The 14,006-nt window shown below is 73.5% G+C and carries 12 protein-coding genes; 8 read left to right on the top strand and 4 right to left on the bottom strand.

Features of this window, described 5'->3' with window-relative positions; genetic code table 11:
- The first annotated feature begins 60 nt into the window (after positions 1-60).
- The 5 genes from ACSYGO_RS34305 (at position 61) to ACSYGO_RS34285 (ending at position 6,347) form a co-directional block, all read left to right on the top strand.
- Positions 61-672, top strand: a complete 612-nt coding sequence (locus ACSYGO_RS34305; RefSeq protein WP_460388867.1) for a TIGR03086 family metal-binding protein — start codon at positions 61-63, stop codon at positions 670-672.
- Positions 673-992: 320 nt separating this feature from the next.
- The gene (locus ACSYGO_RS34300) at positions 993-2,351 is read left to right on the top strand and encodes an MbnB/TglH/ChrH family RiPP precursor modification enzyme (protein ID WP_460388865.1); all 1,359 of its coding nucleotides are present in this window, start codon (positions 993-995) and stop codon (positions 2,349-2,351) included.
- A gap of 485 nt (positions 2,352-2,836) precedes the next feature.
- Complete coding sequence (locus tag ACSYGO_RS34295; protein ID WP_426681498.1) at positions 2,837-3,604, top strand: DUF4142 domain-containing protein; 768 nt, start codon at positions 2,837-2,839, stop codon at positions 3,602-3,604.
- 97 nt (positions 3,605-3,701) lie between these two features.
- Positions 3,702-4,478, top strand: a complete 777-nt coding sequence (locus ACSYGO_RS34290; protein WP_426681497.1) for a TIGR04222 domain-containing membrane protein — start codon at positions 3,702-3,704, stop codon at positions 4,476-4,478.
- Positions 4,479-4,652: 174 nt separating this feature from the next.
- Positions 4,653-6,347 carry an alpha/beta hydrolase gene (locus tag ACSYGO_RS34285; RefSeq protein ID WP_432176292.1) on the top strand — a complete coding sequence of 565 codons (1,695 nt, stop codon included), beginning with the start codon at positions 4,653-4,655 and terminating at the stop codon, positions 6,345-6,347.
- Here the strand turns inward: ACSYGO_RS34285 and hemQ are convergent, their stop codons facing one another.
- Together hemQ and hemG are read right to left on the bottom strand one after the other, a co-directional pair.
- Positions 6,348-7,079 (bottom strand): hydrogen peroxide-dependent heme synthase, encoded by a 732-nt coding sequence (hemQ, locus tag ACSYGO_RS34280; protein ID WP_426681495.1) that lies wholly within the window; start codon positions 7,077-7,079, stop codon positions 6,348-6,350.
- Between the two features lie 4 nt (positions 7,080-7,083).
- The gene (gene hemG / locus ACSYGO_RS34275; protein ID WP_460388862.1) at positions 7,084-8,571 is read right to left on the bottom strand and encodes a protoporphyrinogen oxidase; all 1,488 of its coding nucleotides are present in this window, start codon (positions 8,569-8,571) and stop codon (positions 7,084-7,086) included.
- Positions 8,572-8,736: 165 nt separating this feature from the next.
- On the opposite strand from hemG, the gene ACSYGO_RS34270 reads away from it, so the two are divergent.
- Both ACSYGO_RS34270 and ACSYGO_RS34265 read left to right on the top strand, forming a co-directional pair.
- Positions 8,737-9,732 (top strand): DUF4349 domain-containing protein, encoded by a 996-nt coding sequence (locus tag ACSYGO_RS34270; RefSeq protein WP_460388860.1) that lies wholly within the window; start codon positions 8,737-8,739, stop codon positions 9,730-9,732.
- 27 nt (positions 9,733-9,759) lie between these two features.
- Positions 9,760-11,169: an FAD-dependent oxidoreductase gene (locus ACSYGO_RS34265; RefSeq protein ID WP_426681492.1), complete on the top strand. Its 1,410-nt coding sequence runs from the start codon at positions 9,760-9,762 to the stop codon at positions 11,167-11,169.
- A gap of 213 nt (positions 11,170-11,382) precedes the next feature.
- Here ACSYGO_RS34265 and ACSYGO_RS34260 read toward each other — a convergent pair whose 3' ends face one another.
- A complete protein-coding gene (locus ACSYGO_RS34260; RefSeq protein WP_426681491.1) occupies positions 11,383-11,745 on the bottom strand; it encodes a hypothetical protein in 363 nt (120 codons plus the stop codon).
- A gap of 148 nt (positions 11,746-11,893) precedes the next feature.
- Here ACSYGO_RS34260 and ACSYGO_RS34255 point away from each other — a divergent pair, with 148 nt between their 5' ends.
- Positions 11,894-12,712, top strand: a complete 819-nt coding sequence (locus ACSYGO_RS34255; protein WP_432176295.1) for a rhomboid family intramembrane serine protease — start codon at positions 11,894-11,896, stop codon at positions 12,710-12,712.
- A gap of 46 nt (positions 12,713-12,758) precedes the next feature.
- Here the strand turns inward: ACSYGO_RS34255 and hemE are convergent, their stop codons facing one another.
- Positions 12,759-13,826 carry a uroporphyrinogen decarboxylase gene (hemE, locus tag ACSYGO_RS34250; protein WP_426681489.1) on the bottom strand — a complete coding sequence of 356 codons (1,068 nt, stop codon included), beginning with the start codon at positions 13,824-13,826 and terminating at the stop codon, positions 12,759-12,761.
- Positions 13,827-14,006: the final 180 nt, after the last annotated feature.

Below are 14,006 nucleotides of genomic sequence, written 5' to 3'. Positions count from 1 at the left end.
CACCGACGAGTCGCGGGAAAACAAGTAGCACGACCGTTCGCTCAGTTTTAGGCTCGGGGCATGACCACGACCGGAACGGACATCGTCGAGCTCGACCGGATCGCCGTGCACGAATCGCTCAGGGTCCTGGCGGGGGCCGAAGCGACGGACTGGGAACGGGACACGCCCTGCGCGGGGTGGACACTGCGCGCGCTGGTCGCCCACATGACCGCCCAGCACCGCGGCTTCGCGGCCGCCGCGCGCGGGGCGGGACACGAGGAGGCGCACTGGCGGGAGCCCGCGGACACGGCCGACCCGGGGCGGACGTACCGGGAGGCGGCGAGCGAGGTGCTCGACGCCTTCGCCGAACCGGGCGTCAAGGAGCGGGAGTTCGTCCTGCCCGAGTTCGGCGGCCCGTTCCCCGGGCGGCGGGCCGTCGGCTTCCACTTCGTCGACTACGTGGTGCACGCGTGGGACGTGGCCGCCACGCTCGGCGTCCGCCTGGAGCTGCCCGGCGCCGTCCTCGACGCGGCGGTGGCCGTCGCCCGGCGCGTCCCGACGGACCCGGCGCTCCGGGGGCCGGGCTTCGCCTTCGCACCGGCCCGCGACGTTCCGGCCGGCGCCGACGCCCTGGACGAGGCGCTGCGGCTGCTGGGCCGCGACCCGGAGGCATGGCCGCTTCCGGGCCGCTGAGCCGACCGCCGCGCGGGACCGACACCGGCGGCTCGGCGACGACGCCACCGACAACCCGACGACCGACACCGACACCGGCCCCGGCACCAGGGGCTCGACCGGCGGCGACGGCGCGATCGGCACCGGCCGAGCGGACGCCACGGGACGGGACCGGTTGCCCGGTGGCCGCCCCGTGGAACCTCAAATGTTGCTCTGAACGTCCTCCGTGTCGGATTCGGCCCCGCTTCCCGGGGCCATGACTTCGTCACACCGGGGGACACGGGTCCGTCGTGAGGAGACGACACGCAGCGTCTGGTCGAGACCGTGACGGAGGAGGGGCCATGAAGCAGCTGAGCCGACTGGGGACGGGAATCGGGTGGCGGCCGGAGATCGCCGAGGCCGTGGAGCGGATGCCCGGCATCGACTGGGTCGAGGCCGTCTCGGAGAACCTGTGCCCCGGGCACCTGCCCGAGTCGCTGCTGCGGCTGCGGGAGCGGGGCGTCACGGTCGTGCCGCACGGGGTCTCGCTGGGGCTCGGCGGCGCGGACCGGCCGGACGCCTCCCGTCTGGCCGCGCTCGCCGAGCGGGCCGAGGCGCTGGGCTCGCCGCTCGTCACGGAGCACATCGCGTTCGTGCGGGCCGGCGGGCCGCTCACCGTCTCGCAGCCGCTGGAGGCGGGGCACCTGCTGCCGGTCCCGCGCACCCGGGACGCGCTGGACGTGCTGTGCGAGAACGTCCGCATCGCGCAGGACGCGCTCCCGGTCCCGCTCGCGGTGGAGAACATCGCCGCGCTGATCTCCTGGCCCGGCGAGGAGATGACCGAGGGCCAGTTCCTCCACGAACTGGCCGACCGCACCGGCGTACGGCTCCTCATCGACGTCGCCAACCTGCACACGAACCACGTCAACCGGGGCGAGGACCCCGCCAAGGCGCTCGACGAACTGCCCGTGGAGGCCATCGCCTACGTCCACGTCGCCGGCGGTTTCGAACGCGACGGCGTCTGGCACGACAGCCACGCCCACCCGGTGCCCCGGCCCGTGCTGGACATCCTCGCCGACCTCGCCTCCCGGGTGTCCCCGCCGGGGGTCCTCCTGGAGCGCGACGAGAACTTCCCCGAGCCGGCGGAACTGGAGCGGGAGATCGGGGCGATACGGGAGACGCTCGCGAAGGCACCGCGGGCGGACCGGGCCACGACGGGCTCCACCGCCGGGGCGGCGGAACGGGCGAACGGGCCGGTGGGGCAGCCCTCTTCCGGTTCCGACGGCGCCCGGGCGGACGAGGACCCGGCGGCCCGGCAGCGGCTGGCGCTGGCGCAGGCCGCGCTGCTGTCCGCGCTCGTCGCCGGGACCCCCGTGCCGGAGGGGTTCGACCGGGTACGGCTCGGTGTGCAGGCGCGGGCGCTCGCCGCCAAGCGCGCGGACGTGGTGGCGAAGGTGGCGGAGGAGCTGCCGGAGATCCTGGAGCGGGAGTACCGGCCGGCGTTCCTCGCGTACGCCCAGGGGCATCCGATGACCGGGGGCTACCGGCGCGACGCCCTCGACTTCGCCGAGCATCTGCTCCTCGCGGGACTCCCGGAGGACGCGGCCGCGCGCCGCCGGCTGCGCGACTGGTGGCTGGAGCGCTCGGGTCCCGCCCCGCTGTCGCGACGCCCGGCGGCCCGACTGGCCCGCGCCACCCGCAGGGTGCTGCTGCGCCACTGACCCCTCCGCGCGGCTGAACCGAAGCGCCGGGGACGAGAACGGACGCCGCCTCCCGCCCGGCGCTCGGCGCCGCCGCGACGGTGAGCGGACGCGCGGCAGGACCGGACGCGCAACGGGCCCCGACCGGCGACTGCAGAGCCCGTGCGCAGGGTGCCGCCGGGCCGCTGCGCGGACGTGTGACGGAACCCGACCGGCTGCCGCCCCCGAGCCGTGCGCGGGGTCCGCCGCGCCGGTGGGCAGACGCGTCTGGCCGGGAGGCGCCGTCGAGTGTGCCGGGATTAACACGCCATCCTGTGAGCCCGTCGCGGACGTCCGGATTCCTCCGCTTCACAGGGGTATGGCGTGCGCCCGAACCACCACATCCGTCACCTTCCACCCGGCCCCCAACCCGAATCTCCCGTACGGCAGTTGGCGTAGCGCCCGCAGTAATATGCCAACTCGCACCCGAAGCGCATTAGCGTGCGGTGCCGCAAGCAGGAGGCACCATGCGATCCATCAACCGCACCGGACTGATCAGTGGAACCGGGCTCGTCATAGCGGGGCTCACGGCGACGCTCGTCGCCCTGGTCTTTCCGATCTGGTCGTACGCGGACCGCTCCGGCACCGGCCTGGACAGCCTGAACGCCCAGAGCGTGTCGACCCGGTTCGGGCCCCTGTCGGCGCTGGACCGGGAGTTCATCACCAAGGTGCGGCTGGCCGGACTGTGGGAGCTGCCCGCCGGTCAGCAGGCACAGGAGCGCGGTACCACCCAGGCCGTACGGACGGCGGGCGAGCATCTCATCGAGGGGCACACCTTCCTGGACGCGCGGGTCCGCGACGTCGCGGCGCGGCTGAACCTGGAGCTGCCCAACCAGCCCAACCCGCAGCAGCGTCAGTGGCTCGCCACGCTCGACGCGTCGCACGGCACGGACTACGACCGGCAGTTCGCGAACATCCTGCGCAAGGCGCACGGCAAGGTCTTCTCCGTGGTCGCCCAGGTCCGCGCGAACACCCGCAACTCGCTCGTGCGCGACCTCGCCGACGACGCGAACACCACGGTGCTCGACCACATCAAGGTCCTGGAGGCCACCGGCTACGTCGACTTCGACGCCCTCGCCGAGGACGCGGCCACCGCGAGCCCGCCGCCGCTCACCAACTCCCCGGCCCCGCCCGGCCCGACGCAGTCCCCGGACTCACCGGCCCCGGTCACTCCGTCCGCCGGCTATTCGCTGCCGCCCGCGGCCTCGCGCCCCGACCCCTCCGCGACCTCCTAGCAGAACCGGCGGAGCGGAACGTCACATACTCACAACACTCCGTCCACATAGTGAACAAACCATGGCGCCCGCGCGGCCGTTCGCATAGAAAAACGCCATGTTCTGGGTCCTTCTCCTGCTCCTGGCCTGGGTCGCGGCCGGCACCGCGTGCACCCGGCTCTGCCTGGCCGCCGTCCGCGCGGCGGCGGCCGACGCGAACGCGGCGCGCGGTCACGACCTGACGCTCTACGAGGCGGCGTTCCTGTCGGGCGGTCCGGCCCGGGTCGCCGATCTGACGCTGGTGTCGATGGCCCGTCAGCGGCGCCTGCTGCTCGCGCACACCGGTTGGGCGACCGTCGTGGACCCGCGGGGACGCGACGAGATGGAGTGCTCCGTCATCGGAGCCATCGGCCCGGAGGGTCAGTCCCGGATAGCCCCGGTGCGCACGGCCGCCGCGGCCGCGGACTCGGTGCGCCGCCTCGCCGACCGTCTGGTCGCCGCGGGTCTCGCCGTACCCGACGGCGCCCGCACCACCGTCGCCGGAGCCGTCCGCCAGGTCCAGGCCGCACTGGTCGCCGTCCTGGCGCTGGGCGCCGTGGCCCTGCTGCTGCCCGCCCAGAGCACCGGCAACGACGTACCGGTCGCCGTCTGGTTCGCGCTCCCGCTGATCCTCACGCTGAGCTGCCTCGCCATAGCGAGGATCGAGGTGCACCCCTACACCCGCTGGGCGTCCCCCGCCGGACAGCGCCTGCTCGGCACCCTCGCCCGGCACACCGACGCCACCGGCGACGACCGTACGTACCTCACCTCCGTCGCCGTACGCGGCATCCGCGCGATCGGCGAGCCCGACCTGCGGGCCGCCCTCACGCACCGCGACCGCGGCCCGAGGGTCTGACGGGTGGCCCGCGGCCGTCCCCCGGAGCCGGCAAGGAGCTCGCGAAGGGGCTGAGGGGCGCCTCCGGGGGCGCATCGGGGTCATTGGGGCCGACACCGGCGGCCGGTGCTTTACTTCCCCAACCCGCAAACGAAACATCCCCTTTGTCGCTGCCGCGAGCCGAAGGGATGCCCGATGAGAGCCGCCGTCCTCTACGGAACCGCAGGGTCCGTACTCCTGACCGCCCTCGTCGGCGCCCCGGCAGCGGGGGGCACGCCGGCCGGGCGGGCCGCGGCCGGCTCCGCGGAGACGCGCGGCACCGCGGTCGCCGCCCAGCGTGCCGCCGCCGCGGGCATCCGCTTCGGCACGTGCGCCGAGGAACAGGGCCTGCCGGGCGGCGTCCGGTGCGGCACGGTCACCGTGCCCCTCGACTACGCCCACCCCGACGGCAAGAAGATCAAGCTGACCGTCAGCCGGGCCCGGGCCACCGGCAAGGACGCGAAGAACTCCAAGCGCAAGGTGCCGCGGCAGGGCGCCCTCGTCTACAACCCGGGCGGCCCCGGCGCGTCCAGCATGTACTTCCCGCTGATCGGCACGCTGCCCGACTGGCAGCGCGTCGCGGCGGCCTACGACCTGGTCGGCTACGCACCCCGCGGCGTCGAACGCTCCGCCCCGCTGTCCTGCGAGGACCCGAAGCAGTTCGTCAAGGCTCCCTCACTGGCGCCGACCTTCCCCTCGGAGTCGTACAAGAAGGAGCGCATCGCGGAGGCGAAGGCGTACGCGCAGGGCTGTGCCCGGCGCTCGGGCAGCGGCCTGCGCCACTACACCTCGCTCAACAACGCCCGCGACCTGGACGTGCTGCGTGCCGCGCTCGGCGAGCCGAAGCTGACCTACATGGGGGCCTCGTACGGGACGTACTTCGGTGCCCTCTACGCGACGCTCTTCCCCTCGCACGTCCGCCGGATGGTCTTCGACTCGGTGGTGAACCCCGCCCCCGGCAAGATCTGGTACCGGAACAACCTCGACCAGTCGGCCGCGTTCGAGGCCCGCTGGACGGACTTCCGGACATGGATCGCCGAGCACGACGACGTCTACGGACTCGGCACCACGCCCGCGGAGGTGCTGAACAGCTACGAGAAGGCGCGCGCGCAGCTCGCCGCGCAGCCCGCGGGCGGCACGGTGGGGCCGGCGCAGTTGCAGGGCGCGTTCCTGGAGGCCGGGTACTTCGACGACTACTGGCCGCAGCGCGCCCTGGCCCTGTCCGCGTATCTGAAGGGCGACCCGAAGCCGCTGATCGAGGCGGCCGGTCCGCACCCGGAGACGGCCGCCGAGCAGGAGAACGGAAACGCGGTATACACGGCCGTCGAGTGCAACGACGCGCCCTGGCCGACCGACTGGCGCACCTGGGACCGCGACAACACACGCCTCGCGCGGGTGGCGCCGTTCGAGACCTGGGACAACGTGTGGATGAACCTGCCCTGCGCCTACTGGCCGGTACCGCGGCAGAAGCCGCTGGAGGTGCGGACGCTGCCCGGGGAGCTGCCGCCGACCCTGATCCTGGCCGCGGAACGGGACGCGGCGACGCCGTACGAGGGGGCGCTGGAGCTGCGGCGCAGGCTGTCCGGCTCGGTGCTGGTGACGGAGCGGGACGCGGGCACGCACGGTGTCGCGGGCGGCGCCAACCAGTGCGTCAACGGTCACCTGGAGGCATATCTGCTGACGGGACGGCTGCCGGAGCGGCACGCGGAGTGCGCGCCGCACGCGGAACCGAAGCCGTCGGAGCGGAAGTCCGCCGGGCAGGGCGGCCGGGCGCAGGGCCCGCGGGACGCGCAGCACCCCGGCGGCCCCACGCGCTCCGACGAGCAGGAGGCCGCCCGGCAGGCTCCCTGATCAGGCCAGAGTCGCGACCAGATCGGCGATGTCCCTGCGACGGCCGGTGTAGAACGGGATCTCCTCACGGACGTGCATCCGCGCCTCGGAGGCACGCAGGTGACGCATGAGGTCGACGATGCGGTGCAGCTCGTCGGCCTCGAAGGCGAGGATCCACTCGTAGTCGCCGAGCGAGAACGAGGCGACCGTGTTGGCCCGCACGTCCGGGTAGCCGCGGGCCATCTTGCCGTGGTCGGCGAGCATGCGGCGGCGGTCCTCGTCGGGCAGCAGGTACCAGTCGTAGGAGCGCACGAAGGGGTAGACGCTGACGTAGTCACGCGGCGTCTCGTCGGCGAGGAACGCCGGGATGTGCGAGCGGTTGAACTCGGCGGGCCGGTGCAGCGCCATGTTCGACCAGACCGGCTCCAGGGCGCGGCCCAGCCTGGTGCGGCGGAAGAGGTTGTACGCCTCCTGCAGCTGGTCGGCGGTCTCCGCGTGCCACCAGATCATGAGGTCGGCGTCGGCGCGCAGGCCGGAGAGGTCGTAGGTGCCGCGGATCGTCACGTCCTTGGCGGCGAGCTGGTCGAACAGCTCCTGGACCTCGTCGGCGTAGCCCGCGCGGTCCTCGGGCAGCACGTCCTTCAGCTTGAAGACCGACCACAGCGTGTAGCGGATGACCTCGTTGAGGTCCTTGGCCAGCTTGCCCTTGTTCGGGATCCTGCCGGGCTCGGTGGTGGGGGCGTCGTCACTCATGTGCCTATTCTCCCGCTCCGCCGTGCAGGCTCTGCACCGGGTTCGCTCTGAGCGCCTCCAGACCGGCGCGGTCGCCGCCGAGCTGGTCCACGGCCGCGTACGCGCTCGCGATGCAGGCCGGGATGCCGACGCCGTCGTAGGCCGCGCCGCACACGGCGAGGCCGGGGAGCTTGCCGATGTGCTCGCGGACGCGGGCCACGCGCGCGTGGTGCCCGACCGGGTACTGCGGCAGTCCGTCGTCCCATCGCGTCACCCGCGTCGCCACCGGCTCGGCGGCGAGGCCGATCGCCTCCCGCAGGTCGTGCCGGGAGACCCGCACGAGGCCGGCGTCGTCCCGGCCGAGCACCTCCGTCTCGCCGTACCGCCCGACGGAGGTGCGCAGGACGAGCAGATCCGGGTCGTCCTCGGCGATCCAGCCCCACTTCTGGGACGCGAACGTGGACGCCTTGACGGTGTGCCCGTCGACCGGCGGGACGAGGAAGCCGCTGCCCTCGGGGAGGGCGGCGTCCCGGCGGCGGTAGGCGAGGGTGACGAGCGCCATGGAGGCGTACTCCACGGCGGCCAGTTCGGACGCGGCGGCGGGCGCCTCGGCGCGCAGCAGGGCGGCGGCGGGTGCGGCGGGCAGTGCGACCACGACGGCGTCGGCGTGCAGCACGCGGTCCTCGGCGATGACCCGCCAGCCGGTGTGCGGCCCGGCGGCCCCGTCCGCCGCGCCGCCGACCCGGCGCAGCTCCGTCACGGCGGCCCCGGTGACGATCTCGCCGCCGCGTGCGCGCACCGACTCGGCGACCGCCAGGGGCAGTTGCCCCACGCCGCCCTCGATGCCCATGAACACCGGTCCGGTCTGCTGCGCCGCGGCGGCCTTGGCCTGGATGTCGCGGACGGCTTCCGTGAGGGAGGTGTGGGTGCGGGCGGCGGCGTAGAGCTGGGGCACGGCCAGGCGCATCGAGATGCGGTACGCGTCGCCCGCGTAGACCCCGCCGAGGAGGGGTTCGACCAGGCGGTCGACGACCTCCCGGCCGAGGCGGGCCGCCACGTACTCGCCCACCGCCACGTCGTCGCCGACCTCGGTGCGGGGCAGGTCGGCGTCGCGTCCGATGCGGCGCAGGCCCTCCTCGGACAGGATGCCGGAGAGCGCGGACGCGGTGCCGGGGACGCCCATCACGTGTCCCTTGGGCATGGGGCGCAGGGTGCCGCGGTTCCACAGGGACGCCGTCGCGGTGGCGGGCGGCCGGAGGCGGTCGGCGAGGCCGGTCTCGCGGGCGAGGGACACGGCCTCGGGGCGGCGCGCGAGCATCGACTCGGCGCCCAGGTCCACCCGGACGCCCGCGATCTCGCCGGGCAGCAGCTTGCCGCCGACGCGGTCGGAGGCCTCCAGGACGGTGACCCGTACGCCGCGGTCCAGCAGGCGGTGGGCGGCGGCCAGACCCGCGATCCCGCCTCCGACGACCACGACATGTCCCGAACCCGTACGAGTGTCCTCTTCGCGCATGCCTCCACCCTCTCAGACCGCGCCGGGGCCACCCGCCGCGCGTCCGGTGTCCGGCACGAGTCCTGACCGTGACCGCATCGGGACCGGACGGGACCAACGTCCCGGTCCGGTCGTGCGTCGAAGGAGCGTCAGTCGAGTCGACACGACCCTCGGGGGTAGGCCCACATGCGCATACGAAGCTCCGCACGTCCCGTCCAGGTCCTGGCCGGGGTGCTCCTCGCGTCCGCGCTCGCTCTGGCGGGATGCAGCGGCGCCGACGACTCGGCGGACAAGGCCGGCGGTGGCGCCGCCGCCGACGACAAGGCCGCCGCCGCGCAGGCCGGGCAGGAGGACTCGGGCGCCACGGGCCGCGGCGGCTCGAACGGATCCAGGGCCACCGCGCCGCCCAAGGTGAGCCCGAGCCACATCATCCGCACCGCCTCCCTGACCGTGCAGGTCAAGGACGTGCCCAAGGCCCTCGACGACGCCCGTGCCACGGCGGAGGACGCGGGCGGCTACGTCGGCAACGAGACCACGACCCGCGACGGCCGGGGCCACGAGCGCACGCGCGTCGTCCTGCGCGTGCCCACCGACCGGTACGAGCAGGTGCTCTCCGACCTGGAGGGCACGGGCAAGGTCGTCGAGCGGACCGCCAAGGCGCAGGACGTCACCGACCAGGTCGTGGACGTGGAGAGCCGCATCAAGTCCCAGCGTGCCAGTGTGGCGCGGGTCCGGGAGCTGATGGACAAGGCGACCAAGCTCAGTGACGTGGTCACGCTGGAAGGGGAGTTGAGCAGCCGCGAGTCCGACCTGGAGGCGCTGCTCGCCCGGCAGGCGTCCTTGAAGGACCGCACCGGTCTGGCCACGATCACCCTGTCGCTGTCCGAGACGCCGGTGAAGAAGGCCGAGAAGAAGGACGCGGACCCGGGCTTCGTGGACGCGCTCACCGGCGGCTGGCACGTGCTGGTCACGATGCTGCGCTGGATCGCCCTGGCGTTCGGGGCGGTGCTGCCCTTCGCGGTGGGCCTGGCGCTGATCGTCCTGGTGTGGGTGCGCCTGGTACGGCCCCGGCTGCCGCGCCGCACCGCCACGCACCCGGCACCGGCGGCGGGCGCCGGGTCCCTGCCCGTGGCACGTCCGGTGCGGGCCGACGGCTCGGCGACGGGTGGCGAGGAGGACTGAAATGCCCGGCCCCCGTAGCGTGTTCGCATGGACATGAGCCGTACGAGCAGCAGTGGCGGGGCCCGGGAACGACTGGTCGTGGTCGGCGGTGACGCGGCGGGCATGTCCGCCGCGTCACAGGCACGCCGGCTGCGGGGGCCCGACGCGTTGGAGATCGTGGCGTTCGAACGCGGCCACTTCACCTCCTACTCGGCCTGCGGCATCCCGTACTGGGTGGGCGGTGACGTCCCCGAGCGGGATCAGCTGATCGCGCGGACGCCCGAGGAGCACCGGGAACGCGCCATCGATCTGCGCATGCGCACGGAGGTCGTGGAGATCGACGTCGCCGGCGCCCGGGTGCGCTCCCGGGACCTCGACAGCGGGGCCGAGGAGTGGACGGCGTACGACAAGCTCGTGATCGCGACCGGCGCGCGTCCGGTCCGCCCGGACCTGCCGGGCATGGACGCCCCGGGCGTGCACGGGGTGCAGACGCTCGACGACGGCCAGGCCCTGCTGGACACGCTGGCCGGCACGGAGGGCCGGCGGGCGGTGGTCGTCGGCGCGGGCTACATCGGTGTGGAGATGGCCGAGGCGCTCATCAACCGCGGCTACGAGGTCACGGTCGTCAACCGCGGCAAGGAACCCATGTCCACGCTCGACCCCGACATGGGACGCCTCGTGCACACGGCCATGGAGGGCCTGGGCATCACCATGGTCGACGACGCCGAGGTCACCAAGGTGCTCACCGGTGACGACGGGCGGGTGCGCGCCGTCGCCACCGAGGACGCCGAGTACCCGGCGGACGTGGTCGTGCTGGGCATCGGCGTACGTCCCGAGACGACGCTGGCCGAGGCCGCCGGGCTGCCGCTCGGCGAGCACGGCGGGCTGCTCACGGACCTGGCGATGCGGGTGCGCGGCCACACGGACATCTGGGCCGGCGGCGACTGCGTCGAGGTGCTCGACCTGGTCTCGGGACGCGAACGGCACATCGCGCTGGGCACGCACGCCAACAAGCACGGGCAGGTCATCGGGTCCAACGTGGGCGGCGGGTACGCCACCTTCCCGGGTGTCGTCGGCACGGCGGTGAGCAAGGTCTGCGATCTGGAGATCGCCCGCACCGGCCTGCGCGAGAAGGACGCCCTCCGGGCGGGCCTCCGGTTCGAGACCGTGACCATCGAGTCCACGAGCCGTGCGGGCTACTACCCGGGGGCAGCGCTCATGACCGTGAAGATGCTCGCCGAGCACCGCACCGGGCGCCTGCTGGGCGTGCAGATCGTCGGCCGCGAGGGCGCGGCGAAACGCGTCGACATCGCGGCGGTGGCGCTGACCGCGGGCATGACGGTGGAACAGATGACAGCCCTCGACCTCGGCTACGCCCCGCCCTTCTCCCCCGTCTGGGACCCCATCCTGGTGGCAGCCCGCAAGGCAGTCACAGCAGTACGCGACACCACCCGATAGCCCACACCCACCAGGGGCGCGAGGAACAGCGCGCCCAGCCACGACGCACCCGCACAGGCACACAGACGTCACCCGGCCAGGGGCGCGAGGAACAGCGCGCCCAGCCACGAACCGACCCGCGGTCCACAACGGACCGCACCCCACCGCGGCGCGGGGCCCGCGGACCCGGCCACGAACGCCGGGCACCGCACCCCGCCCCGCGAGGCAACGCGCCTACGCGGACTCGTGCCCCGCACTCCCGTTGATCCGGTCGATGGCCTGCCGAGCCTGCTCCGCAGGCGGCCGCGCAGGCAGCGACGAAATGGACGCGGACGGCACCGCGGACGACGAGACGGAGGCCGCCGCACCGACCGCGGGCGGCGACTGCGCGGGCTTCGCGTGGGCAGCGGGCCTGCTGCTGCGCAACCGGTGACTGACGGCCTCGTCGAGAGTCACCGGACGCTGCATCCGCGCCGCGAGCCGACCCGCCTCCTGGCCGAGTGCGGCGACGTCCTCCCAGGGCAGGTGCAGCACCAGGGCGATCTCCGCCTCGCCGTCGGGCAGGGCGTGCATCGCAGGAGCAACTCGGTCGTTCATCGCCTGTGTCCTCACGTCTTCCGCGTGTCACGTCTGCACCGCGCCGCGGGCGGTTGAGGAGACATACGGACGAGAACACGGTGGCGTTCAGCCGGGACGCCCCGGGGGCGCGCGCATTCGGCGTCGGCATCCAGGGCACTAGTTCCTTGTGGTCATCCCCGTCCATGACGTGAACCCGGTGCGCCGCACGCCGTATGTGACGTACGCGCTGATCGCCGCCGACGTCCTCGTGTTCCTCTACACTCCCGGCCTGGCCGGCTCGGCGGCGGGGGACAGCGGGCTGTCGCAGCTGTGCCATCTCCAGGCGTTCCTGGACCACTACGCCGCGGTGCCACAGGAGTTGATCCATCATCAGATGCCGGGGCTGGTGCCGACGGGACAGACCGGTGCCGGGCCGCACGGCATGGGCTGCGTGGTGGCTCCGCCGGACTACGACAAGTCGCCGCCGTTGTCGGTGTTCACGGCGATGTTCCTGCACGGAGGCTGGCTGCACCTGCTCGGCAACATGCTGTTCCTGCTGATCTTCGGCAACAACATCGAGGACCGCCTCGGCCATGTCCGCTTCGCGCTGTTCTACGTGGCCTGCGGCTATGCGGCGGCCTACGGCTTCGCGCTGCTCAACGACGACTCGGGCGACCCCCTGATCGGCGCCTCGGGAGCGATCGCCGGGGTCCTCGGGGCCTATCTGGTGCTCTATCCGAGAGCCAGGGTCTGGGTCCTCGTCCCGTTCCTGGTCTTCCTGCCGCTGCGTCTGCCGGCCTGGCTCGTGCTCGGCTTCTGGTTCGTGCTCCAGGCGGTGTACTCGTCCGGGAGCGGTGTCTCGACCGCGGGAACGGTCGCGTACGCCGCCCACGTGGTCGGCTTCCTCACCGGCATGCTGCTCGCCTGGCCGCTGCGTCCCGGCACACCGCCGCCGCCCGAACCACGCCGCCTGCTGTGGGGCAGGCGGGCGCGGCACAGCTGGTGAGGCGGCGGGCCGTGAGCGCGGGCCGGTGAACCGAGGGGCTCCCCGGTCAGCGGGCGGTCTGGGTGTGCACGTACTCCACGAGGCGGGTCAGGGCGTCGGGGTCCATGGTCGGCAGAACGCCGTGGCCGAGGTTGAAGACATGGCCTTCGAGACCGGCGGCGGCGTCGAGCACCTCGCGGGTCTTGGCCTCCACGGCCTCGGTCGTGGAGAACAGCACCGCCGGGTCGAGGTTGCCCTGGAGGGCCTTGCCCGGGCCGACGCGGCGGGCGGCCTCGTCCAGCGGGACGCGCCAGTCGACACCGACCACGTCGGCGCCCGCCTCGCCCATGAGGCCGAGCAGCTCACCGGTGCCGACGCCGAAGTGGATGCGCGGCACGCCGTACCCGGCGACGGCGTCGAAGACCTTCGTGGAGGCGGGCATGACGGAGCGGCGGTAGTCGGCGGGTGCCAGGGCGCCGACCCAGGAGTCGAAGAGCTGGACGGCGCTGGCGCCGGCCTCGATCTGCACCTTCAGGAAGGCGGAGGTGATCTCGGCGAGGCGGTCGAGGAGGTCGGCCCACAGCTGCGGGTCGCCGTACATGAGCGCCTTGGTGTGCTCGTGGTTCTTGGACGGACCGCCCTCGACGAGGTAGCTCGCGAGGGTGAAGGGCGCGCCCGCGAAACCGATGAGCGGGGTGGGGCCGAGCTCGGCCGTGAGCAGACCGATCGCCTCGGTGACGTAGTGGACGTCCTCGGGGGTCAGGTCGCGCAGCTGGGCGAGGTCGGCCCGGGTGCGGATCGGGTTCTGGACGACGGGGCCGACGCCCGGCTTGATGTCCAGGTCGATGCCGATGGCCTTGAGCGGGACGACGATGTCGCTGAAGTAGATCGCCGCGTCCACGTCGTGGCGGCGGACCGGCTGGAGCGTGATCTCCGCGACCAGCTCGGGCCGCATGCAGGACTCCAGCATGGGGATGCCCTCGCGCACCTTGAGGTACTCGGGCAGTGAGCGGCCGGCCTGCCGCATGAACCACACCGGCGTGTGCGGCACGGGCTCGCGCCTGCACGCCTTGAGGAAGGCGGACTCGTACGTGGCTGTCGGCTGCTGCCCGGCGGGGCGGTGGTTGGCACTCACGACGGAAAGTCTCGCACGGCGTACGGGCGTCCAGGTCCCGGGCTCCGCCCTCCCCCGGCCGGTGCGGGTCCCCGGCGCACGGCGCGCGGGCGGGCGCGTTCGCGCGGAACGATCCGGACAGTGGTCCCGCGCACGGGTGTCTCTCCCTGCGCGAAGGCTCCGTTCCCCTTAACCTTCCCC

It is taken from the genome of Streptomyces krungchingensis, from assembly GCF_054729265.1.
This window is presented reverse-complemented; position numbering and strand designations above follow the sequence as displayed.